The organism is Cellulosimicrobium sp. NPDC030954, from assembly GCF_055571305.1.
The window spans coordinates 173,472-196,414 of the sequence record NZ_JBVIFN010000007.1 but is presented as its reverse complement, the minus strand read 5'-3'; the positions used below and the strand labels follow the sequence as shown (position 1 = coordinate 196,414).

The window sequence follows — 22,943 nt, the reverse complement described above, 5'->3', positions numbered from 1 at the left end:
CCGCCGGCGGGGACAATGGGAGCCATGAGCTCCCCTGACGACGCCCGCCCGGTCGAGATCTCCGACGACGTCATCCGCCTCGGCCAGTTCCTCAAGCTCGCCGGCCTCGCCGAGTCCGGCGCCGAGGCGCGCGAGCTCGTCACGGAGGGCGAGGTCCGCGTCAACGGCGAGGTCGACACGCGCCGCGGACGCCAGCTGCACCGCGGCGACGTCGTCTCGGTCGACCACCCCCAGGGGACCGAGAGCGCGACCGTCGCCTGAACGACCGTCAGGCCATGTACGTCGAGGCCATCACCTTGTCCGGGGTGAGGCGCAGGACGACGCGCTCGGGGTTGTGGTCGAGCGGGCGGTACCGGCGGGCGTAGCGCGCGACGGCGTCCGCCACCTCGTCCTCGTCCTCGACGACCTCGATGGTGCCCTCGAGCGTGAGCCACCGCCCACCGTCGACCTGGCACACCGCGGCGCGGGGCGCGCCGCCCCCCGCCCCCGGCAGGCGCGCGTTGCGGGCCTTGACCGACGCGCGGTTCGTCGTGATGCGGAGCACGCCCGCGTCGGCGTCCCACGTGAAGGCGACGGGGACGACGTGCGGCGTGCCGTCGGCGCGCAGCGTGGTGAGGGTCGCCAGGTGGCGTTCGGTGACGAAGACGAGCTGTTCCGGGTTGAGGCGCATCACGGCGTCGAGCCTACGGGCTCCGGTGCAGGACGCGGCCGGCGCCCGGTCCCCGGACGACCCCTGCGCGCGTGCGGGGTCAGGCGCCGAACCCGAAGGTCATGACGGGCGGCACGGAGCCCCCAGCGAGTGCCCGCAGGACGTGCAGCTCGTGCGGGACGACGCGGTCCGGCAGGTCGTCGAGGCCGAACCACCGCAGGTCGGCCGCCTTGTCCCGCTCCTGGAGCACTGCGGCACCGCCCCACACCGTCGCGGTGAAGAAGAAGTCGACACGCTGCTCGAGCGCCGGACCGCCGGGCTCGCCGCGGTGGAGCGCGGTGAGAGGTCGCAGGTCGGCAGGGTCGATCTCGACGCCGAGCTCCTCCCGCGCCTCGCGCACGGCGGCCGCCACCGCCGACTCCCCCGGCTCGACGTGCCCGGCCGCCGCCGCGGCCCAGAACCCGTCGCAGTACCCGGTGCCCTGCCGGAGCTGGAGCAGCACCTCGTCGCCGCGGCGCAGCAGCACGTAGGCCGCGGGCACGACCCGGAACCGGTGCGCCGCCGAGCCGTCGTCCCACGACGCGGGCACGGCCCCGTCGACGGCCTCGGTCATCCGCGTCAGCCGACCAGGCACGACGGCCCGAGCAGGGCCTTGAGGTCGCCGAACAGCGCCGGTGACTTCTCGACGCGCAGCCCGTCGCCCGCGCGGACGACCGTCGTCTTGCCGGGTTCCAGCACCTGGACGTGGACCTCGGCCGAGCCGGGGTGCGTCGCGAGCACCTCGCGCAGCCGCACGATGATGGGCTCCACGCAGCGCGTGTGGGACACCTTCACGGCGAGCGGCGACTCCGCGCCCACCGTGATGTCGGGCAGCGACACCTCCATGGCCTGGAGCTGCATCGTGTCGTCACGACGGCGCACGCGCCCGCGCAGCACGACCACCTGGTCCTCGGCGAGGATCGTCGAGTAGGCCAGGTACGTCTCGCCGAAGAACATGACCTCCACGGCGCCCTCGAGGTCCTCGATGGTCACCGCCGCCCACGGGTTGCCGTTCTTGCTCATCTTGCGCTGGAGCGACGTGACCAGGCCCGCGATCACCACGGTCGACCCGTCCGGGCGGCCCTCGTCCGCGAGCAGGTTCGCGATGCCGGTGTCGGCCGCCCGCGTGAGCACGTGCTCCAGGCCGGAGAGCGGGTGGTCGGACACGTAGAGACCGAGCATCTCGCGCTCGAACGCGAGCCGCTGCTTCTTGTCCCAGTCCGGCAGGTCGGGCACGTCGACGGAGAACGACATGCCGTCCTCGGCGTCGCCGCCGAAGTCGGCGAACAGGTCGAACTGCCCCTCGGCCTCCTTGCGCTTGACGCTGATGACCGAGTCGACCGCCTGCTCGTGCACGACGAGCAGCGCGCGCCGCGGGTGACCGAGGGAGTCGAACGCGCCCGCCTTGATGAGCGACTCGATGGTGCGCTTGTTGCAGACGACGGCCGGCACCTTGTCGAGGAAGTCGGTGAACGACGTGAACGCGCCCTTCTCCTCGCGCGTGCGGATGATCGCGTCGACCACGTTCGCCCCGACGTTGCGCACGCCCGTGAGGCCGAAGCGGATGTCGTTGCCCACGGCCGTGAACTTGGCCGCCGAGTCGTTCACGTCGGGCGGCAGCACCGTGATGTGCATGCGCCGGCACTCGTTGAGGTACAGGGCGAGCTTGTCCTTGTCGTCCCGCACGCTCTGCAGGAGCGCCGCCATGTACTCGGTCGGGTAGTTCGCCTTGAGGAACGCCGTCCAGTACGCGACGAGGCCGTAGCCCGCCGAGTGCGCCTTGTTGAACGCGTAGCCCGCGAACGGGACGAGCGTGTCCCACACGGCCTGGATCGCGCCGTCGGAGTACCCGCGCTCGCGGCAGCCGGCCTGGAAGGGCACGAACTCCTTGTCGAGGATCTCCTTCTTCTTCTTGCCCATCGCACGCCGCAGCAGGTCGGCCTGGCCGAGCGAGTACCCGGCGAGGATCTGCGCGGCGCGCTGCACCTGCTCCTGGTAGACGATGAGCCCGTAGGTCTCGTCCAGGATCTCGGCGAGCGGCTTCTCGAGCTCCGGGTGGATCGGCTCGATCTTCTGCAGGCCGTTCTTGCGCAGCGCGTAGTTCGTGTGCGAGTTCATGCCCATGGGACCCGGGCGGTACAGCGCGATGACGGCCGAGAGGTCGTCGAACTTGTCCGGCTTCATCTGCCGCAGCAGCGCGCGCATCGGCCCGCCGTCGAGCTGGAACACGCCGAGGGTGTCGCCACGCGCCAGCAGGTCGTAGGACGCCTTGTCGTCGAGCGTGAGCGACTCGATCTCGATCGGGTCCTTGCCGTTCATCACGATGTTCTCGAGCGCGTCGTCGAGGATCGTGAGGTTGCGCAGCCCCAGGAAGTCCATCTTGATGAGCCCGAGGCCCTCGGACGTCGGGTAGTCGAACTGCGTGATGACCGCGCCGTCCTGCGGGCGGCGCATGATCGGGATGATGTCGATGAGCGGGTCGCTCGACATGATGACGCCCGCCGCGTGCACGCCCCACTGCCGCTTCAGGCCCTCGATGCCGCGCGCGAGCTCGACGACGCGCTGCGCCTCGGGGTCGGTGTCGTGGAGCTGACGGAACTCCGCCGCCTCGGGGTAGCGCTCGTGCTTCGGGTCGAAGATCCCGGACAGCGGGATGTCCTTGCCCATGACCGCGGGCGGCATCGCCTTGGTGAGCTTCTCGCCCATCGCGAAGGGGAAGCCCAGGAGACGGGCGGAGTCCTTGAGGGCCTGCTTCGCCTTGATCGTGCCGTAGGTGACGATCTGGGCGACGCGGTCGTCCCCGTACTTCTCCGTGACGTACCGGATGACCTCCCCGCGCCGACGCTCGTCGAAGTCGACGTCGACGTCGGGCATCGACACGCGCTCGGGGTTGAGGAACCGCTCGAAGATCAGGCCGTGCTCGAGCGGGTCGAGCTCGGTGATGCCCATGAGGTAGGAGGCCATCGACCCGGCGGCCGAGCCACGGCCCGGCCCGACCCGGATCCCCTGCTCCTTGGCCCAGTTGATGAAGTCGGCGACCACGAGGAAGTACCCCGGGAAGCCCATCTGGATGATGACCTCGGTCTCGTACTGCGCCTGCTTGCGCGACGCGTCCGGGATCCCGTTCGGGTACCGCCGGTGCAGCCCCCGCTCGATCTCCTTGACGAACCAGCTCGTCTCGTCCTCGCCGTCGGGGACGGGGAAGCGCGGCATGTAGTTCGCCTTGGTGTCGAACGACACCTCGCACTGCTCGGCGATGAGCAGCGTGTTGTCGCACGCCTCGGGCAGCTCGGCGAACACGCGGCGCATCTCGGCCGCCGACTTCACGTAGTAGCCGGTCCCGTCGAACTTGAACCGGTCCGGGTCGTCGAGCGTCGAGCCGGAGTTGATCGCGAGCAGCGCCTCCTGGCTCGACGCGTCGTCCTCGCGCACGTAGTGCAGGTCGTTCGTCGCGACGAGCCGCGCGCCGATCGTCTCCGCGAGGCGCAGCAGGTCCTGGGTGACCCGGGTCTCGATGTCGAGCCCGTGGTCCATGAGCTCCACGTAGAAGTTCTCGCGCCCGAACACGTCCTGCAGCTCGCCCGCGGTCCGCACGGCCTCGTCCCACTGGCCGAGCCGCAGGCGGGTCTGGATCTCCCCCGACGGGCAGCCGCTCGTCGCGATCAGGCCCTTGCCGTAGGTCTGGAGCAGGTCCCGGTCCATGCGGGGCCACTTGCCCATCTGGCCGTCCAGCGACGCCAGCGACGACGCCCGGAACAGGTTGTGCAGGCCCTCGTTGTCCTTGGCGAGGAGCGTCATGTGCGTGTACGCGCCGCGCGCCGAGACGTCGTCGGACTCCTGCCCCTGCTGACCGAACCGCACGCGCGTCTGGTCGAACCGGCTGGTCCCCGGCGTGATGTACGCCTCGACGCCGATGATCGGCTTGATGCCCTTCGCCTGCGCGCGCGACCAGAACTCGAAGGCCCCGAACACGTAGCCGTGGTCCGTCGTCGCGATCGCCTTCTGGCCGAGCCGCTCGACCTCGTCGAACAGGTCGCCGATCCGCGCCGCGCCGTCCAGCATCGAGTACTCGGTGTGGACGTGGAGGTGGACAAAGTCCTCAGCGGCGGTCGGCATGCACCGATCTTAGGCGCGCACCACCGACACTCCAGCGACGTCGCGGCGGGTCGTGCGCCATGTCACGCGACGGACGCCCGGACCCCGGAGGACGGGCCTCAGACGTCGGTCGCGAGGATCTTCCCGGCGTCGCGGTGGTCGATCCCCGCGTCGAGGTAGACGGGGCCGAAGACCGTGTATCCGAGCCGCTCGTAGAAGCCGACCGCCTGGACCTGGGCGGAGAGCAGGACGCGCACGACGCGCCGCCCGTCGGTGCCTGACGCCGCGTGCTCGGCGAGCGCGACCTCCTCCAGCGCGCGCATCACCGCGGCGCCCGCGCCGGTGCCGCGCGCGGACGCGGACACCGCGACCCGGCCGACGTGGACCTCGCCCGGGTGCGCCGGGTCGGTCAGGAGCCGCCCCGTGCAGACGACCACGCCCTCCCGCTCGCGGTCGCGCACGAGGACGTGCGTCGTCGTCGGCGCGGTGTCGAGGTCGTCGATCTCCTCCTCGACGGGCACGCCCTGCTCGTCGACGAACACCGCGAGCCGCAGCGCGTGCGCCGCGGCCAGGCCGGCGTCGTCGACCACCCGCTCGACGACCAGCCGCGCCGTGCCGGCGCTCTCGGCCCCGGCGGCGGCGCCGACGCTCACGCGTACGCCCCGCGCAGCACCTCGAGCGCGTGCGCGAGGTCCTCCGGGTACTCGCTCGTCAGCTCGAGCCACTGCCCGGTCGTCGGGTGCTCGAACCCGAGGCGCACCGCGTGGAGCCACTGCCGCGTCAGGGCCACCCGCGAGGCGAGCACCGGGTCGGCGCCGTAGGTGAGGTCGCCGACGCACGGGTGGCGCAGCGCCGAGAAGTGCACGCGGATCTGGTGCGTGCGCCCGGTCTCGAGGTGCACCTCGACGAGCGACGCGGCGGGCAGCATCTCCTGGACCTCGTAGTGCGTGACCGACGGCTTGCCCTCCGCGGTGACCGCGAACTTCCAGTCGGCGCTGGGGTGCCGCCCGATGGGCGCGTCGATCGTCCCCGTGGTCGGCTCGGGGTGCCCCTGGACGAGCGCGTGGTAGACCTTCTCGACCGTGCGCTCCTTGAAGGCGCGCTTGAGCGCCGTGTACGCGACCTCGCTCTTCGCGACGACCATGAGGCCCGAGGTCCCGACGTCGAGGCGGTGCACGATGCCCTGGCGCTCCGCCGCGCCCGACGTGGAGATGCGGTACCCCGCGGCGGCGAGGGCGCCGACGACGGTCGGGCCGGTCCATCCCGGCGAGGGGTGCGCCGCGACGCCGACGGGCTTGTCGACCACCACGACGTCGTCGTCGTCGTGCACGATGCCCATGCCCGGCACCGGCTCGGCGACGACCTCCACGGCCGCCGGCGCGGCGTCGGGCACGTCGACCTCGAGCCACCCGCCGGGGACGAGCCGGTCGGACTTGCCGACCTCCCGGCCGTCGAGGCGGACCGCCCCGTCCGCGGCGAGCTCCGCCGCCCGCGTGCGGGAGAGCCCCAGGAGCCGCGCCAGCCCGGCGTCGACCCGCTCGCCCGCGAGGCCGTCCGGGACCGGGAGCGCGCGGAGACTCACTGCTCCTCCTCGCCGTCGGCACGCGCCGTCGTCGGGCCCTGCGCGTCCGCCTCGGGCTTCTCGTCCGCGCCGTGGCGCGTCCCGTCGAGCCCGATCCCGAGGACCGACAGCACCGCGATCATCACCGCGGCGCCGACGATCGCGATGTCCGCGACGTTGCCGACGAACCAGTTCGCGTACGCGATGAAGTCGACGACGTGGCCCCGCGCGAAGCCCGGCTCCCGGAAGAACCGGTCCAGGAGGTTCCCCAGCGCCCCACCGAGCAGCAGCCCGAGCGCGACGGCCCACGCGCGGGAGCCGATCCGGCTCACCATGCGCACGATGACGACCACCACGGCCACGACGACGATCGTCAGGACCCAGGTCATCCCCGTCGCGATGGACAGCGCCGCACCCGGGTTGTAGATGAGCCGGAGCCCGAGCAAGGACCCCAGGAGCGGGATCGTGTCGTCGCCGAGCGTCAGGCTCGACTCGGCCCACCACTTGGTGAGCTGGTCGAGCACGAGGACGAGGGCGGCGAGGACGACCGTCCAGACCACGAGCACGCGCCGCGGACCGCGGCCGGCGGTTGTCACGGCGGCGCCGGACGCGGTGGACTCCACGCCGGTCTCAGCGCCGGTCTCGACGCCGGGCTCGGTACCGGTCTCGGTGCCGGGATCTGCGTCGGTCACGGCGTCGGCGGGGTCGGTGGGCTCGGGGCGCGCGGAGGTGGACATCGGCGGCAAGTCTGCCACGTCGGCACCGGCCTCCGCGCGGACCCCGCCCGACCGGTCGGGCGCGCGGCGCTCAGCGCCGCTCGGCGCGCTGCTTCGCCTCGACCGAGAGGTTCGCCCGCGGGAACGCCTGGAGGCGTGCCTTGCCGATCGGCAGCCCGGTCTCCTCGCAGGTCGCGTAGGTGCCCGCCGCGATGCGGTCGAGGGCGTGCGACGTCTGCGCGAGGAGGTCGCGCACGTTGTTGACGAGGGTCAGCTCCTGCTCGCGCTCCAGGGCGCTCGAGCCGGAGTCCGCCTGGTCGTCGCCGGCGCCGTCGCCGGAGTGGCGCAGGAGGTTCGAGAGCTCCTCGTCGGCGGAGGCGAGCTCCCCCTCCAGGCGCTCCTTCTCCGAGAGGAGCTCGGCAGCGAGCTCCTCGGCCTCCCGCAGGGTCCAGGGCTCCTCCCCGTCGCGCACGGGGAAGGACTTGACGTCCTTCGCGAGGTTCGGGAATCGGTCGCGCACGGCCGTGCGGGCCGCGGTGGTGAGCTTGGTCATGTCGCCCCTCCAAGTTCGAGTCACGCGAGAGTAGACGCAGCGGCCGGTACGCACAACACACCACGCCGGACCGCCGAGACGGAAAGACGCAGGTGCGAGGCGTACCGGCCGCTGCCGGACGGTCGACGCAGGTGCTAGATGCCGGGAGCGAGGTCGCTCGTACGGCTCGCCCCGCCGACGTTGCTGCGCGGCGGGAGGGCGCTGCCCCGGTTGTCCAGGTCGCCCAGCAGGTTCTGCAGGTAGCTCTTGAGGCGCGTGCGGTAGTCGCGCTCGAAGATGCGCAGCTCGTCGATCTTGCGCTCGAGGAGCGAGCGCTCCTGCTCGAGCTGCGACAGCGTGCGGTGCGAGGTCTCCTCGGCCTCGCGCACGATGCGCGTGCCCTCCTCCTTCGCCTCCGCGATGAGCCGGTCACCCTCCTCCTGGCCCGAGCGCACGTAGTCGTCGTGCAGCTTCTGGGCGAGCTGGAGCATGCCGGTCGCCGACTCCGGCTCCGCGCCGTTCTTCGCGACGACGGCCTGCGAGATCGGCGCCACCGGGGCGGGCTCCGGCTCGGGCGCCTTGGGCGCCTCCACGACGGCGGGCTGCACCGCAGCGCTGGACGCGTCGGCCCGGCTGAGCTCGGCGATACGACGCTCCGCGGCAGCGAGCTTCGACTTGAGGTCCTCGTTCTCCTCCTGCACGGAGTTGAGGGTCCTCACCACCTCGTCCAAGAAGTCGTCGACCTCTTCGACGTCGTACCCCTCGCGGAACTTCGTCGCCGAGAACTTCTTGTTCAGGATGTCCTCTGCAGTGAGCAGTGCCATCGGTTCACCTCATAGCGTTTGCGTGTCGGTCCGGGCGACCTCGCGATCACCAGAGTCCAAAGTAGCGGAGATTGCCCGGAGGGGCCGGGAGCGGCCGTGCGTTCGCGCGCCGCGCGCCCGTGTGGATGACGTGACGGTGTGGCGTCGGGACGGTCGCGGTCGGGGCGAACCGGACGTAGCGAACCGTCGTGGTCGTCCCGGCGCGGCGCGGCCCGTGACGTGCGTCTCAGAGCGACGACACGATCTGCGCCGCGATCGTCACCGCGAAGAAGAGGATGATGAACGCCAGGTCGAGGCGCACCTGCCCCAGCGAGAGCGGCGGGATGAGACGGCGCAGCGCGCGCAGCGGCGGGTCCGTCGCCGAGTAGATCACCTCGGCGAGCACGAGCATCACGCCTCGCGGCCGCCAGTCGCGCGCGAAGAACTGCACCCAGTCGAACACGAGCCGACCGACGAGCAGCAGCAGGTAGAGCCAGAGCAGGAATCCGACGATCCCTGTGATGAGGTCCCAGATCACGGGTCAACTGTGCCAGACGCGCGTCCCGCGACCGGGCACGGGACACGCGCGCCGCGAGGCGGACAGCAGCGGAGGGACGGACGTGTCGGCACGTCCGTCCCTCCGTCTGCCGTGCGCGGGGCGCGTGCTCGGCGGGCGCTGCGCGCCCCGCACGTCGTCAGCTCTGGTTGTAGAACCCGGCGCGCCCCGGAGCCGGCGCCGCGGCCTGCTCCTCGCCGGTGATCTCCACGTGCTCGGGCGAGAGGAGGAACACCTTGTTGGTGACGCGCTCGATCGCGCCGTGGAGCCCGAAGATCAGACCGGCGGAGAAGTCGACCAGGCGCTTCGCGTCCGCGTCGTCCATGTCCGACAGGTTCATGATCACGGGCGTCCCTCCTCGGAACGCCTCCCCGATCACGCGCGCGTCGTTGTACGACCGCGGGTGGACCGTCGTGATCCGGCGCAGCTCGGCGGCCGACATGCTCGTCTGCGGCACCTCGCGCGGTCCGAGCGCGCGGTGCAGCGGCGTCACCTGGGCCTGGTAGTCGTGCGACACGTCCGCCCCCGTCTCGTCGAGCTCGTCGACGTACTCGTCCTGCTCGTCCTCGCCGCGATCATCAGCGAGGCCCAGATACAGCATGGTCTTGCGCAGCGCTCCCGCCATGGGCCTTGCTCCGTCCTCGATCGATCCGTCGGTCCACCGGCCGTCGGACCGGTGCGTTCACGCTAACCGAGGGCGTCGGACGATCCCGGGACGACACGCCCGGCGTCCGCAACTCACCCGGAGGTCGAGGACGGGGCCCTCACGCGCCGGAGAGCGTGACCAGACCGGCGAAGCGACCGGTCGTCGTCCCGCCGATCGCCGCGCGTCGGTGCGAGAAGAACCGGTCGTCCTCGATCGTGCACGCGTCGACGTGCACGACGTCCTCGACCCCCGCGGCGACGAGGTCGGTCACCACGCCGGCCGGCAGGTCGAGCGCGGGGGTGCCCCACGACGTCGTGGACCGCGTGGCCGGCCGCGCGAGCGCGACGTCGTCGCGCATCGTCGCGGGGACCTCGTAGCACCGGCCGCACGCGCTCGGCCCGACGGCGGCCCGGACGTCCCCGACCCGCGCCCCCGCGGCGCGCATCGCCTCGAGGACCGCCGGGACGACGCCGTGCGCGAGCCCGCGCCGTCCGGCGTGGGCGACCCCGACGACACCCGCGTCGGCGTCCGCGAGGAGCACGGGCACGCAGTCGGCCACGAGCACGCCGAGCCCCGTGCCCGGTGCGGTCGCGACCATCGCGTCGGCCTCGCCCACGGAGTCGACGGGCGCGCCGTCCGCGTCCCGGGGCGGGGAGCCCAGCCGCACGACGTCCGTGCCGTGCACCTGGGAGGAGAAGGCGACCGGCGCACCGAGCCACGCGGCGGCGCGGGCACGGTTGCTCCGGACGCGCGACGCGTCGTCGGTCACGTTCAGGCCGAGGTTGAGCGAGTCCCACGGCGCCGGCGAGACTCCGCCCGTGCGCGTCGTGAACCCGGCACGCACGCCGGGACCGAGGTCCACCTCGAGCACGACGGGAGGGGTGGCGTCGAAGACGCCGCCCCTCCCGTCGGACGCAGGTCGGGTGCTCATCGGGCCCGGTCCTGGGTCAGCACCGGGTCACTTGAGGAAGTCGGGGACGTCGAGCTCCTCGACCTTGCGGCGCGCGGGCTCCTCGTCGAAGATCCGCGGCGGCACCTCGACGCCCGCGTTCTGGCCGCCCGGCACCGCGTCGGCGTTCTGGTTCGCCGCGTCGCCCGAGCCGACCACCGTGAACGTCGGGGCGGCCGTCGGCTGGACGGGGACCGGGCCCGAGCCGCCGTCGAGCGTGACGGGCACGTCGTCGGCCTCCGGCTGGATCGGCACCACCGGGCGGGGCAGCGTGTGCGCGCCCGTCGTCGGCGCCGGCGGCACCGGGCGCGCCGCCGGGACGACCGGGATCGCGCTCGTCGCCGGGCGCTGCGCCCCGGCCACCTGGCCGAGCGCGCGGGCGTCGCCGCGGACCTGCGGCGCGCCGCCGTCGAAGCCCGCGGCGATGACGGTGACGCGCACCTCGTCGCCCAGGGCGTCGTCGATCACGGCGCCGAAGATGATGTTCGCCTCGGTGTGGGCGGCCTCGTGGACCAGGCGCGCCGCCTCGTTGATCTCGAAGAGGCCGAGGTCGGAGCCGCCCTGGATCGACAGGAGCACGCCGTGGGCGCCGTCGATGCTGGCCTCCAGGAGCGGCGACGAGATCGCCATCTCGGCGGCCTGGACCGCGCGGTCGTCGCCCCGCGCGTTGCCGATGCCCATGAGGGCGCTGCCCGCCCCCTGCATGACCGACTTCACGTCGGCGAAGTCGAGGTTGATGAGGCCGGGCGTCGTGATGAGGTCCGTGATGCCCTGCACACCGGAGAGCAGCACCTGGTCGGCCTGGTGGAACGCCTGGAGCGCGCTGACGTTGCGGTCGGACATCGACAGGAGGCGGTCGTTGGGGATGACGATGAGGGTGTCGACCTCGTTGCGGAGGTTCTCGATGCCCTGGTCCGCCTGGACGGAGCGGCGACGACCCTCGAACGTGAACGGCCGGGTCACGACGCCGACGGTGAGCGCACCGAGCGAGCGAGCGATCCGCGCGACGACGGGCGCGCCGCCCGTGCCGGTGCCGCCGCCCTCGCCCGCGGTGACGAAGACCATGTCCGCGCCGCGCAGCACGTCCTCGATCTCCTCGGCGTGGTCCTCGGCGGCCTTCTTGCCGACCTCGGGGTCCGCGCCGGCGCCGAGGCCGCGCGTCAGCTCGCGGCCGACGTCGAGCTTGACGTCGGCGTCCGACATGAGGAGCGCCTGCGCGTCCGTGTTGATGGCGATGAACTCGACGCCCTTGAGGCCGACCTCGATCATCCGGTTGACGGCGTTCACGCCCCCACCGCCGATGCCGACCACCTTGATCACTGCTAGGTAGTTCTGCGGAGTTGCCACGTCAATGCCTCTCGATCGGTCAGCCCTGAACCTTCACCCTCAACTAGAGGGTTATAGTTATGTCAGGTCGTTCATGGGTCGACCGTAGGTGTCGACGTGCCCATCATCAACGACCGCCTCGCGCGTGTCGGCGATCCCCGGTCGGGACGCCACCGTGCGGGTCACCGCGTCACCGGCATCGTGGGTGCCGAGACGTCGTAGAGCGTCACGCCCGCGTTCTCCGGCACCGCCCGCAGCGTCTGCAGGACGCGGACCTTGAGCGCCGCCTCCTCCGCGCTCCCCCACTCCACCACGACGCCGTCGCGCAGGGTCATCCGGACGGCGTCCCGCGTCGGGGCCGAGACCTCGGCGACCTGCGCGTGGAGGTCGGCCGGCAGCGCGTTGAGGAGCACGAGCGCCGCGTCGAGCGCCTTGGCCCCTCGGTCATCGAGCGGGGCGTCGATCTCCGGCAGGCCGTCGGGGACGGCGGGGTCCGTCCGCACCTGCACGCCGTCCGCGTCGAGCAGCGCGAACCCACCGTCCACCGGGACCGCGACCACGGGCTCGCGCGACTCGAGCCGCACGGTCAGCCCTGCCGGCCAGGCGCGGCGGATCTCGACGTCGCGGACGCCGTTGAGCGCCAGGACCCGCTCGCGCAGGGCGACGGTGTCGAGCCGCGGCAGCGGCACCCCGGCGGACTCCGCGACCACGGCCTCGACCTGGGCCGGGTCGATCACCGTGCCCTCCCCCGAGATCGTCACGTCCTCCGGGTCGAGCCCGAGCACCGAGGAGAAGAACGCGAGCCACACGAGCGCGGCCACCACGAGAGCGCCCGAGACCCACCCCAGCACGCGGGTGCGCACCCGGTGCCGGCGCATCGCGTCGCGCTCGGCCAGCCGCTCGGTCATCCCGTGCGACACCACGCCGACCGGCGCCGTCGGCGTCCCGCGCGGGGCGGTCGGCGTCCGCGCGGAACCCCGCGGCCGCCCTCGGACGCTCTGCGGTCCCGTCGCGGGCCCGCCCGCCCGGGGTCGCTCGGTGGTCGACGGCACGAGCTCGCGACCGGAGGAGGTCACGCGGCGGACGGGCCGGGTGGGCGTCTCCTCGGCCGGCGCCCGGGTGACCGGCTTCGGCGTCCCCGACCGTGCCGGGGCCGCGGGCCGCGCCGCGCGCTCTCCCGCCCCCGACCGGTCCGGTCGGGGTGCGGCGGGTCGGGGCCGGGGCGGCGGGCGCATCAGGCCGCGCCCCCTCCGGGAGCCCCGGCGCCGGCGGTCCGCTCGGCGATCCGCGCGAGGACCACCGCACCCAGCTCCGTCACGTCGCCGGCTCCAACCGTGAGGACGAGGTCCCCCGGCCGCGCGGCGTCCGCGACGCGGCGCGCGGCCTCGACCCGGTCCTCGACGGCCGCCACCACCACGCCGGGAGCGTCCATCAGGTCCGTGATCGTGCGTGGTCCCACGGCCGGGTCCGGATCCTCCCGCGCCGCGTAGATCCCGGTGACCACGACCTCGTCCGCGGCCCCCAGCGCCTGCGCGAACTCGCGCGCGAACGTCGCGGTGCGCGAGTAGAGGTGCGGCTGGAAGAGCACGAGGACCCGGCCACCCGCGGCGACCGGCCGCGCGGCGGCCAGCAGCGCCGCGACCTCCGTCGGGTGGTGCGCGTAGTCGTCGACGACCCGCACCCCGCCCACCTCGCCGCGCGCCTCGAACCGGCGTCCCGTGCCGAGGAAGCCGTGCGCCGCGGCGACCGCCGTCGCCGGCTCCACGCCGAGCACGACCGCCGTCACGACCGCCGCCGTGGCGTTCAGCGCGTTGTGGTGGCCCGGCACGCGCAGCCCCAGCTCGAGCCCGTCGAGCGTGGCGCCCCCGACAGCACCCGCGAGCGACGCCCGCACCCCCGCGCGCCCGTCGTCGACGGTCGGGCGCACGTCCGACACGCGCACGTCGACGTCCGCGGCCGCGCCGTAGGTGACGACCACGCCCCCGCCCTCGGCGTGGGCCGCCGCGAGCGCCCGCGCCCCGGCGTCGTCCGCGCACGCGACGAGCGTCCCGCCCGGTGCGATCCGCGCCGCGAAGTCGACGAACGCCTGCTCGAACGCCGCGCGCGACCCGTAGTGGTCGAGGTGGTCCGGCTCCACGTTCGTCACGACCGCGACGTCGGGCGCGTAGTTGAGGAACGAGCCGTCGGACTCGTCGGCCTCGGCCACGAGGACGTCGGACCCGAGGTGGCCCCCGGCGACGGGACCGTCGGCGGTGAGCACCGTGCCGCCGATCGCGAACGACGGGTCGAGGCCCGCGCCGCGCAGGACCGTCGCGATCATCGCGGACGTCGTCGTCTTGCCGTGCGCGCCGGCGACCGCGACCGAGCGGCCGCGCACCATGAGCGACGCGAGCGCCTGCGAGCGGTGCAGCACGCGCAGCCCCGCGGCACGCGCGGCGGAGAGCTCCGGGTTCGACTCGCGGACCGCGCTCGAGACCACCACGGTGTCGGCGCCCGCGACGTGGGCGGCGTCGTGGCCCGCCCAGACCCGCACGCCGTCGGCCCGGAGCGCGGCGAGCGTCTCGCTCTCGCGCGCGTCCGAGCCCTGGACCCGGACGCCGTGGGCGGCGAGGAGCCGGGCGATCACCGACATGCCCGCACCCCCGACCCCGACGAGGTGGACGGTCCCCAGCTCCTCGAGCGGGACCGGGCCGGCGGCGCCGTGCGCCGTCACGAGCGCGTCCCGGTCCGGCCGGCGGCGGCGACCGCCTCCGCGACGAGGTCGGCGACGCGCGCTGCGCCGTCGCGCACCCCCGCACCGGCCGCCGCGCTCGCCATCGCGTCGAGGCGCCCCGGATCGCCGAGCAGCGCCGGGACCTCGCGCGCGACCCAGGCCGCGTCGAGCTGCGCGTCGTCGACGAGCAGGCCGCCGCCCGCGGCGACCACTGGGCCCGCGTTGAGCCGCTGCTCGCCGTTGCCGATCGGCAGGGGGACGTACACGGCGGGGACGCCCAGCGCCGCGAGCTCGCCCACCGTCCCGGCGCCCGCGCGGCACACGACCAGGTCCGCGACGGCGAGCGCGAGCTGCATCTCGGCGAGGTACTCGCGCACGTCGTACCGCGCGCCGGGGCGCGACGCGACGGCGGCCGCGGCCGCGTCGCGGACGGCGGCGTCCTTCCCCTTGCCCGTCAGGTGGAGCACCTGCGCACCCGCGCCGAGGAGCGCGTCGGCCGCCCCGGAGACCGCCTCGTTGAGGCTCTGCGCCCCGAGCGACCCGCCCGTGACGACGAGCGTGCGCCGGCCCGGGTCGAGCCCGAGCCGCGCCGCGGCGTCCGCACGCACGGCCATCGCGTCGGCCGCGCGGGCGGCCACGAGGTCCTGGATCTCGCGGCGCAGCGGCAGGCCGGTCACCACGCCGCCCTTGAGCGGCGTGCCCTCGAACGTCACGCCGACGCGCGCGGCCCACCGGGCACCGAGCCGGTTGGCGAGCCCGGGGCGCGCGTTCTGCTCGTGGATCACCACCGGGACGTCACGACGGCGCGCGGCGAGGTAGGCGGGGGTCGAGACGTAGCCGCCGAAGCCCACGACGACGCGTGCGTCCGTCTCGTCGATCACGGCGCCCGCCGCGTCGACCGCCGACTTGAGCCGCCCCGGGAGGTTCACCCACTCGGCGCTCGGACGCCGCGGGAGCGGGACGCGCGGCACGTGCCGCAGCGGGTAGCCGCGCGCGGGGACGAGGTCGTCCTCCAGTCCGCCCGCGACCCCGAGCGCGGTCACCACCACGCCGGGCTCACGCGCCCGCAGCTCGTCCGCCACTGCCAGGAGCGGGTTCACGTGCCCCGCCGTCCCGCCGCCTGCGAGCACCACCGAACCGATCGTCGTCACGTACCTCGTCGTCCTTCCTTGCGGCGGGTGCCGCGTCCTGGCTGTGGTCTGATGCTGTGGGCCGCCGGAGCCGGGCGTCGCCCGGTCCCGGGACCGGGGATCATCGCGCCCGGCGCCGGGGCCGCGCCGCCCGGCCGACGACCGCGAGCGAGCGCCGCACGACGCTCCCCCGCGCCGCCAGCGCCTCCGCCGCGCCGGGCTCGGTGCGGGCGAAGGAGATGAGCACGCCGAGCGCGGCCATGGTCATGATGAGCGCGGAGCCGCCCGCGGAGACGAGCGGCAGCGGGACGCCGATCACGGGGAGCAGTCCGATCACGACGCCGATGTTGATGAAGGCCTGCCCGACGATCCAGCACGCGATCGCGGCGGTCGTGATCTTCACGAACGGGTCCGGGTGCCGCCGGATGATCCGGCTCGTCGCGACGCCGACGATCACGAACAGGCCGAGGACGAGGAGCGTGCCGAAGAGGCCCAGCTCCTCGCCGATCACGGCGAAGATGAAGTCGTTGTGCGCCTCGGGCAGGTAGCTCCACTTCTCGCGGCTCGCCCCGAGGCCGACGCCCGTGAGGCCGCCGGTGCCCAGCGCCCACTGCCCGTGCAGGGACTGGTAGCACTCGCCGAGCGTGTCCGTGCACTCACGGTAGGTGGCCATGATGCGCCCCAGCCGGTCGCCGCCCGACTGGTTGAGGATGAAGACGTAGCCCACGACGAACGCGGCGATACCGGCACCGAGCGCGAGCAACCGGCCGTCGGCGCCCGAGACGAAAAACGCGCCGGCGACGAGCGCCATGAGCACGAGGGCCGTGCCCAGGTCGTGTCCCGCCAGGACGAGCCCGATCACCACCACGGCGACCGGCACCGCGGGGACGAGCACGTGGCGCCACTGCCCGAGCAGCCGCTGCTTGCGCCCGAGCACCGCGCCGAGCCACAGCGCGAGGGCGAGCTTGGCGACCTCCGACGGCTGCACGTCGAAGGCGCCCAGGTCGATCCAGTTCGTGTTGCCGTTCACGTTCTTCGCGAGCGGCGTGAAGATGAGGAGCTGTAGCGCCACCGCCGCGACCAGCGCAGGCCAGGCGAGGCGCCGGTACCACGCGACCGGGATCCGCGTCGCGATCAGGAGCACCGGAAGCCCGATGAGGACGAACTGCGCCTGCTTGGCGAACGCGTTGAACGGGGACTTGCCCGCGGCGATCTCCGTGACGGCCGAGCTCGAGAACACCATGACGAGCCCGATGATCGTCAGCAACGCGGTCGCCCCGACCAGGAGGTAGTAGCTCGTCACGGTGCTGTTCCACTGCCCGAGCCAGGGCCGCTCGGTCGGGGCGGCGGTCGTGCGGGGGCGCGTCCCACGACCGGTCGGCGGCTTCGCCCGGCCCCGTGCCGACTTCCGACCCGCGCCCGTGCGAGGGGTCGTGCGCGTCGACGGCGCCCCTCGTCCGTTCGCGGTCTGTGTCATGGCCGGGCCGGCCTACCCGTGGTCGGGGCGCAGCGCGCGCGCCGCGTCGGCGAACGCGTCGCCGCGCGCCGCGTACGAGCGGAACTGGTCCATCGACGCGCCGGCCGGGGCGAGCAGCACCGTGTCGCCGGCCTGCGCGAGGCGGCGGGCGGAGTCGACGGCGCGGGGCATCACGGTCCCAGTGTCGCCAGGATCGACCCGCACGACCGGGATATCGGGCGCGTGTCGGGCGAGCGCGCCCGCGAACGGCTCCGCGTCCACGCCGATGAGGACCACGGCCCGCAGCCGGTCGGCGCGCGCGGCGACGAGCTCGTCGAACGAGGCGCCCTTGGCGAGGCCGCCCGCGACCCACACGACGGTCCCGGGCGCGAACGACGCGAGCGACGCGGAGGCGGCGTGCGCGTTGGTCGCCTTGGAGTCGTCGACGTACGCGACGCCGTCGACCGACGCGACCTGCTCGATGCGGTGCGAGCCCGTGCGGAACGCGCGCAGGCCGTCGCGCACGGCGACGGCCGGGACGCCGTGTGCCCGGGCGAGGGCGGCCGCGGCGAGCGCGTTCGCGACGACGTGCGCGGGCACGACGCCGTCGGCCCCGGCCAGGTGCGCGAGGTCGCCCAGCGTGGCGAGCTCGGCCGCGTGCGTGTGCCGGTCGGGCGCGTCCGCGGGCGCGTGGAACGCGCGGTCCACGAGCACGTCCTCGATGACGCCGAGCTGGCCGCGCGTCGGGGCGCCGAGCGTGAAGCCGACGGCGCGCGCGCCCTCGACCACGTCGGCCTCGCGCACCAGCGCCTCGGTGCGCGGGTCCGCGGCGTTGTACACGCACGCCACCTGCGCGTCCTCGAAGACCCGGCCCTTGTCCGCCGCGTACGCGTCGATCCCGCCGTGCCAGTCGAGGTGGTCGGGGGCCACGTTGAGCACGGCACCCGCCTCGGGTGACGTCGTGTGCGTGAAGTGGAGCTGGAAGCTCGAGAGCTCCACGGCGAGCACGTCGAGCGTGGGGTCGCCCGCCGCCTCGACCACCGGCGTGCCGACGTTGCCCACTGCCGCCGCGCGCAGCCCGGCGGTCCGCAGGATCGTCTCGAGCATCTCGACGGTCGTCGTCTTGCCGTTCGTCCCGGTCACGGCGAGCCAGGGCGCCGGGCGCCCGGACGGACCGTCGACGCGCAGGCGCCAGGCGAGCTCGACCTCGCTCCACACCGGCACGCCCCGCTCGGCCGCGGCCACGAGGAGCGGGTGGCTCGGCGGCCAGCCCGGCGAGACGACGACGAGGTCGGTCGCCGCGAGGTCGACGTCGTCGGCGGCGCGCAGGTCGGCGTCCTCGGCGCGGTCGTCGAGCGTGACGACGGCGGCGGCCCGGGTCGCGAGGGCGGCGGCGGCCGCCCGGCCCGAGACGCCGAGGCCGGCGACGACCACGCGCGCCGCGTCGAGCGGGACCGCGAGGTCGTGACGGTCGCGTGCCACTAGCCGACCACCCACTCGGCGTAGAAGATCCCGATGCCCAGCGCGGCGAACAGCCCGGCGATGAGCCAGAAGCGGATCACGATGGTGACCTCGCCCCAGCCCGACAGCTCGAAGTGGTGGTGCAGCGGGGCCATCTTGAACACGCGCCGACCGGTCATCTTGAAGAAGCCGATCTGGATGACGTCGGAGAGGACGATGATGACGAAGAGGCCGCCGATGATGAGCGCGAGGAACTCGGTCCGCGTGAGGATCGACAGGCCGGCGAGCGCGCCGCCGAGGGCGAGCGAGCCGGTGTCGCCCATGAAGATCTTCGCCGGGCTCGCGTTCCACCACAGGAAGCCGAAGCACGCGCCGACGATCGCCGCGGCGACGATCGCGAGGTCCTGCGGGTCTCGCGTCTCGTAGCAGCTGGGACCCGCCGAGGCGAGGCGCTGGCACGTCTGGTTGAGCTGCCAGATCCCCACGAGCACGTACGAGCCGAACACGATGAGCGACACGCCCGTCGCGAGGCCGTCGAGGCCGTCCGTCAGGTTCACCGCGTTCGACCACGCCGTGATGAGGAAGTTCGCCCAGATCACGAACAGGATCAGCCCGACCGTCGCGCCCGCGAACGCGAGGTCGAGGTTCGTGTCGCGCAGGAAGGAGATGCGCGTCGACGCGGGCGTCCGGCCGTGCTCGTTGGGGAACTGCAGGGCGAGCACCGCGAACGCGATGCCGACGGCCCCCTGGCCGATGATCTTGGCGCGCGCCGTGAGGCCGAGGCTGCGCTGCTTGCGGATCTTCGTGAAGTCGTCGAGGAACCCGACGATCCCGAGCCCGGTCATGAGGAAGAGCACGAGCAGCGAGGACACGCTCGGGAACCGCCCGGAGACGACGTACGACATCGCCCAGCCGAGCAGCGTCGCCCCGATGATCACGACCCCGCCCATGGTGGGCGTCCCGCGCTTGGTGAAGTGCGCCGTCGGACCGTCCTGGCGGACGAACTGCCCGTAGTTGCGGTGGACGAGGAACCGGATGAACAGCGGCGTCCCGAAGAGGGCGACGAGCAGGGAGACGCCCGCCGCGACGATGATCGCGATCATGCGCCGTCACCTCCGGACGTGTCCGCGCCGGCCGCGGCCAGCTCGTCGCCGAGCCGCCACAGCCCGGACCCGTTCGAGGCCTTCACGAGCACGACGTCCCCTTCCCGCAGCTCGTCGCGCAGCAGCGCGGACGCCGCCTCCACGTCGGGGACGAACCGCGTCTCGTCGCCCCACGAACCCTCCTGGGTCGCACCGTCGTGGATCCCGCCGGCACCCTCGCCGACCACGACGAGCAGCTTGACGTTCAATCGGACCACGAGCCGGCCGATGTCGTCGTGAGCGACGCGCGAGTCCTCGCCGAGCTCGAGCATCTCGCCGAGCACCGCGACGGATCGCCGGTCGCGTCCCGCCATGACGGCCAGCGCCTTGAGCGCCGCCCGCATCGAGTCGGGGTTGGCGTTGTACGAGTCGTCGATCACCGTCACGCCGTCGGGACGCTCGGTGACCTGCATCCGGTGCGGGCTCAGCGCGCGCGCGTCGGACAGCCGCGCGGCGACGTCCGGCAGCGCGACACCGAGGCGCAGCGCCGCCGTCGCGGCCGCGAGGGCGTTCGTCACGTGGTGCTCCCCCACCAGGCCGAGGGTCACGCGCGCGTGCGTCTCCTCGGTCGGCCGCGCGTCCCCGGCAGCTCCCGGACGGACGCGCAGCGTGAAGGACGCACGGCCGGTCCGGTCGATCCCGAGGTCCTCGGCGCGCACGTCGGACGCGGGGATCGTGCCGAACGTGACGACGTCGCCCGGGGCGGCGTCGGCCATGGCGGCGACCCTGAGGTCGTCGGCGTTGAGCACCGCGACCCCGTCCGGGGCCAGGCCCGTGACGATCTCCGCCTTCGCGCGCGCCACGGCCTCGATCCCGCCGAACTCCCCGAGGTGGGCGCTGCCCACGACGAGGACCACCGAGACGTCGGGCGGCGCGATGCGCGTCAGGTAGGTGAGGTGGCCGACGCCGCTCGCCCCCATCTCCAGCACGAGGAACCGCGTCGACGCGTCCGCCTCGAGCACGGTGAGGGGGAGCCCGATCTCGTTGTTGAACGAGCCCCGCGGCACGACCGTCTCGCCCTCGGGCCGCAGGAGCTGCCCCAGCAGGTCCTTGGTCGTGGTCTTGCCCACCGAGCCGGTCACCGCGACGACGCGCAGGTCGCCACGCTCGCGCAGCGTCGCGAGCACGTGCCGGGCGAGCTCGCCGAGGGCGGTCTGGACGTCGTCGACGACGACGCACGGCACGTCGAGCTCGCGGGCCGCGAGGACCAGGGTCGCGCCGGCGGCGACGGCCCCGGCCGCGTAGTCGTGGCCGTCGACGTGCTCGCCGGGCAGCGCGACGAAGAGCGACCCGGGCCCGACCCGGCGCGAGTCGACGACGACGGGCCCCCCGACCCGCACCTCCGGGTCGGCGGACAGCCGTCCGCCGGTCGCTGCGGCCACCTGCGCCGCAGTGAGCTCGATCATGCGTGGTGCTCCTTCAGGTCGTCGGGGGTTCCGTGGGGTGCGCCGGCCGCGGCCCGCTCCTCGAGCGCGGCACGCGCCTCGACACGGTCGTCCAGGGGGTGGTCGACGCCGGCGATCTCCTGCCACACCTCGTGACCGCGGCCCGCGACGAGCACCGTGTCGTCGGGGCCCGCGGCGGCGATCGCCTCGCGGATCGCCCGTGCGCGCGGCGCGACCTCGAGCACCACGACGTCGCGCGGCTCGGGCGCGGCGGCCGCCGCCTCGCGCGCGGCGTGCGCGCCCGGGAGTACCTCGGCCCGGATCGCGGCGGGGTCCTCGCCGTGCGGGTCGTCGTCCGTCACGACGACGACGTCGGCCCCCTCGACCGCGACGCCGCCCATCGTGGGCCGCTTTCCGCGGTCGCGGTCACCCGTGGCGCCGAACACGACGACCAGGCGACCGGGCGTCGTCGGGCGCAGCGCGTCGAGCGCGAGCGCGAGCGCGTCCGGGTTGTGGGCGAAGTCGACGACGACGCGCGGGCGGTGCGGCGGACGCGAGACGAGCTCCATGCGACCCGGGACCGCCGGGGTGAGCCCGCCGGCCGCCTCGAGCGCCGCCTCCAGGTCGCGCGGGTCCGTGCCCGCCTCGAGCACGAGCGCGAGGGCGAGCGCCGCGTTGGCGACGTTGAACGCACCGGGCAGGGCCGTCGTCGTGCGCACGCTCCGCCCGTCACGGTGGCGCAGCGTGAACGCGGAGCCCCCCGCCGCCGACGGCTCGACGTCGTGCACGGTCCAGTCGGCGGCAGGCTGGTCGTCCGCCGTGTCCTGCGGGCTCACGCGCAGCGTCGCGACCGGGACGCGGGACGCCGCGACCATGCGCTCGCCCCACGCGTCGTCGACGACGACGACGCCGCGGCGGGCGTGCTCCGGCGTGAACAGGAGCGCCTTCGCCTCGAAGTACTCCTGCAGGTCGCCGTGGAAGTCGAGGTGGTCCTGGCTGAGGTTCGTGAAGCCGACGACGTCGAACACGAGCCCGTCGACCCGGTGCAGCGCGAGCGCGTGCGAGGAGACCTCCATCGCGAGGGTGCGCACGGTGTCCTCGCGCATCGCCGCGAGCAGCGCCTGCAGGTCGGCCGCCTCGGGCGTCGTGAGGCAGCTCGGCAGGACGCGGTCTCCCGACCGCATCTCCACCGTGCCGATGAGGCCGCCCTTCCAGCCGAGCGCGCGCAGCGCGTGGTCGACGAGGTACGTGGTGGTGGTCTTGCCGTTCGTCCCCGTCACGCCGAACGTCGTGAGGTCCTGCGCCGGGCTGCCGTAGACCCACGCGGCGACGGGGCCGAGCAGCGCGCGCGGGTCCGCGGCGACGAGCACCGGGACGCCCAGGTCCGCCTCGGCCACCGACGCCGCGCCTTGCTCGTCCGTGAGGACGGCGTGCGCCCCGCGCGCGACGGCGGCGGGAGCGAAGCGCGCCCCGTGCGCGCGGGCACCCGGGAGGGCGACGAAGAGGTCGCCCGCGTCCGCCGTGCGGTCGTCGGAGGCGACCCCCCACACCTCGACGGCGCCCGGTGCGGACGGCCCTCCGGACCCGTCACCTGCGCGGACGTCGAGGCCGAACCGTGCTGCCAGGTCCTCGACCGACCGGCGGGTGGTCGCGGCAGGACGAAGGCGGTCGATCGGGGATGTCACGTGTAGAACCTACCGTGCCGGGACCGCCACCCTCGCAAGCCGTCCCGCCCCGGCCGCCGCACCGGACCAGGCTTCACCGGACCTCCACGGACACCGTCA

21 protein-coding genes are annotated in these 22,943 nt (G+C 74.0%); 1 reads left to right on the top strand and 20 read right to left on the bottom strand.

Annotation, left to right across the window (positions count from 1 at the left end; genetic code table 11):
* Window positions 1–24: 24 nt before the first annotated feature.
* On the top strand, window positions 25–261 hold the full coding sequence (locus tag ACZ402_RS15130; protein ID WP_375824486.1) for an RNA-binding S4 domain-containing protein: 237 nt from the start codon (window positions 25–27) through the stop codon (window positions 259–261).
* Window positions 262–268: 7 nt separating this feature from the next.
* On the opposite strand, the gene ACZ402_RS15125 is transcribed toward ACZ402_RS15130, so the two are convergent.
* From ACZ402_RS15125 to ACZ402_RS15030, 20 genes are all read right to left on the bottom strand, one after another.
* A complete protein-coding gene (locus ACZ402_RS15125; RefSeq protein WP_375824485.1) occupies window positions 269–673 on the bottom strand; it encodes a pyridoxamine 5'-phosphate oxidase family protein in 405 nt (134 codons plus the stop codon).
* A gap of 76 nt (window positions 674–749) precedes the next feature.
* Entirely contained in the window at window positions 750–1,262 is a 513-nt protein-coding gene (locus ACZ402_RS15120) for an NUDIX domain-containing protein (protein ID WP_375824484.1), read from the bottom strand.
* Window positions 1,263–1,267: 5 nt separating this feature from the next.
* Window positions 1,268–4,804, bottom strand: a complete 3,537-nt coding sequence (dnaE, locus tag ACZ402_RS15115) for a DNA polymerase III subunit alpha (RefSeq protein ID WP_375824483.1) — start codon at window positions 4,802–4,804, stop codon at window positions 1,268–1,270.
* Window positions 4,805–4,902: 98 nt separating this feature from the next.
* On the bottom strand, window positions 4,903–5,436 hold the full coding sequence (locus tag ACZ402_RS15110; RefSeq protein WP_375824482.1) for a GNAT family N-acetyltransferase: 534 nt from the start codon (window positions 5,434–5,436) through the stop codon (window positions 4,903–4,905).
* Window positions 5,433–6,365, bottom strand: a complete 933-nt coding sequence (locus ACZ402_RS15105) for an RluA family pseudouridine synthase (protein WP_375824481.1) — start codon at window positions 6,363–6,365, stop codon at window positions 5,433–5,435. Before ACZ402_RS15105 ends, ACZ402_RS15110 begins: the two co-directional genes overlap by 4 nt.
* Window positions 6,362–7,081 (bottom strand): signal peptidase II, encoded by a 720-nt coding sequence (locus ACZ402_RS15100; RefSeq protein ID WP_375824480.1) that lies wholly within the window; start codon window positions 7,079–7,081, stop codon window positions 6,362–6,364. The genes ACZ402_RS15105 and ACZ402_RS15100 overlap by 4 nt, the downstream gene beginning before the upstream one ends.
* Window positions 7,082–7,151: 70 nt before the next feature.
* On the bottom strand, window positions 7,152–7,613 hold the full coding sequence (locus tag ACZ402_RS15095) for a TraR/DksA family transcriptional regulator (RefSeq protein ID WP_375824479.1): 462 nt from the start codon (window positions 7,611–7,613) through the stop codon (window positions 7,152–7,154).
* Window positions 7,614–7,747: 134 nt separating this feature from the next.
* Window positions 7,748–8,416: a DivIVA domain-containing protein gene (locus ACZ402_RS15090; RefSeq protein WP_047233999.1), complete on the bottom strand. Its 669-nt coding sequence runs from the start codon at window positions 8,414–8,416 to the stop codon at window positions 7,748–7,750.
* 226 nt (window positions 8,417–8,642) lie between these two features.
* Window positions 8,643–8,933: a YggT family protein gene (locus ACZ402_RS15085; RefSeq protein ID WP_375824478.1), complete on the bottom strand. Its 291-nt coding sequence runs from the start codon at window positions 8,931–8,933 to the stop codon at window positions 8,643–8,645.
* Between the two features lie 157 nt (window positions 8,934–9,090).
* On the bottom strand, window positions 9,091–9,576 hold the full coding sequence (locus ACZ402_RS15080) for a cell division protein SepF (RefSeq protein WP_047234000.1): 486 nt from the start codon (window positions 9,574–9,576) through the stop codon (window positions 9,091–9,093).
* A gap of 139 nt (window positions 9,577–9,715) precedes the next feature.
* Entirely contained in the window at window positions 9,716–10,528 is an 813-nt protein-coding gene (pgeF, locus tag ACZ402_RS15075; RefSeq protein ID WP_375824477.1) for a peptidoglycan editing factor PgeF, read from the bottom strand.
* A gap of 27 nt (window positions 10,529–10,555) precedes the next feature.
* A complete protein-coding gene (ftsZ, locus tag ACZ402_RS15070) occupies window positions 10,556–11,893 on the bottom strand; it encodes a cell division protein FtsZ (RefSeq protein ID WP_375824476.1) in 1,338 nt (445 codons plus the stop codon).
* A gap of 161 nt (window positions 11,894–12,054) precedes the next feature.
* A complete protein-coding gene (locus ACZ402_RS15065) occupies window positions 12,055–12,780 on the bottom strand; it encodes a cell division protein FtsQ/DivIB (protein ID WP_375824475.1) in 726 nt (241 codons plus the stop codon).
* A gap of 326 nt (window positions 12,781–13,106) precedes the next feature.
* Window positions 13,107–14,585: a UDP-N-acetylmuramate--L-alanine ligase gene (gene murC, locus ACZ402_RS15060; RefSeq protein ID WP_375824474.1), complete on the bottom strand. Its 1,479-nt coding sequence runs from the start codon at window positions 14,583–14,585 to the stop codon at window positions 13,107–13,109.
* Window positions 14,582–15,736, bottom strand: coding sequence for an undecaprenyldiphospho-muramoylpentapeptide beta-N-acetylglucosaminyltransferase (murG, locus tag ACZ402_RS15055; protein WP_375824472.1), 1,155 nt, complete (start codon window positions 15,734–15,736; stop codon window positions 14,582–14,584). Before murG ends, murC begins: the two co-directional genes overlap by 4 nt.
* A 100-nt stretch (window positions 15,737–15,836) precedes the next feature.
* Window positions 15,837–17,018 carry a putative lipid II flippase FtsW gene (gene ftsW, locus ACZ402_RS15050; RefSeq protein WP_375824471.1) on the bottom strand — a complete coding sequence of 394 codons (1,182 nt, stop codon included), beginning with the start codon at window positions 17,016–17,018 and terminating at the stop codon, window positions 15,837–15,839.
* A 186-nt stretch (window positions 17,019–17,204) separates the two neighbouring features.
* A complete protein-coding gene (murD, locus tag ACZ402_RS15045; RefSeq protein ID WP_375824470.1) occupies window positions 17,205–18,653 on the bottom strand; it encodes a UDP-N-acetylmuramoyl-L-alanine--D-glutamate ligase in 1,449 nt (482 codons plus the stop codon).
* Entirely contained in the window at window positions 18,653–19,735 is a 1,083-nt protein-coding gene (gene mraY / locus ACZ402_RS15040; protein WP_047234006.1) for a phospho-N-acetylmuramoyl-pentapeptide-transferase, read from the bottom strand. The genes murD and mraY overlap by 1 nt, the downstream gene beginning before the upstream one ends.
* A complete protein-coding gene (locus ACZ402_RS15035; RefSeq protein WP_375824469.1) occupies window positions 19,732–21,180 on the bottom strand; it encodes a UDP-N-acetylmuramoyl-tripeptide--D-alanyl-D-alanine ligase in 1,449 nt (482 codons plus the stop codon). The genes mraY and ACZ402_RS15035 overlap by 4 nt, the downstream gene beginning before the upstream one ends.
* Window positions 21,177–22,844 carry a UDP-N-acetylmuramoyl-L-alanyl-D-glutamate--2,6-diaminopimelate ligase gene (locus tag ACZ402_RS15030; RefSeq protein ID WP_375824468.1) on the bottom strand — a complete coding sequence of 556 codons (1,668 nt, stop codon included), beginning with the start codon at window positions 22,842–22,844 and terminating at the stop codon, window positions 21,177–21,179. Before ACZ402_RS15030 ends, ACZ402_RS15035 begins: the two co-directional genes overlap by 4 nt.
* Window positions 22,845–22,943: the final 99 nt, after the last annotated feature.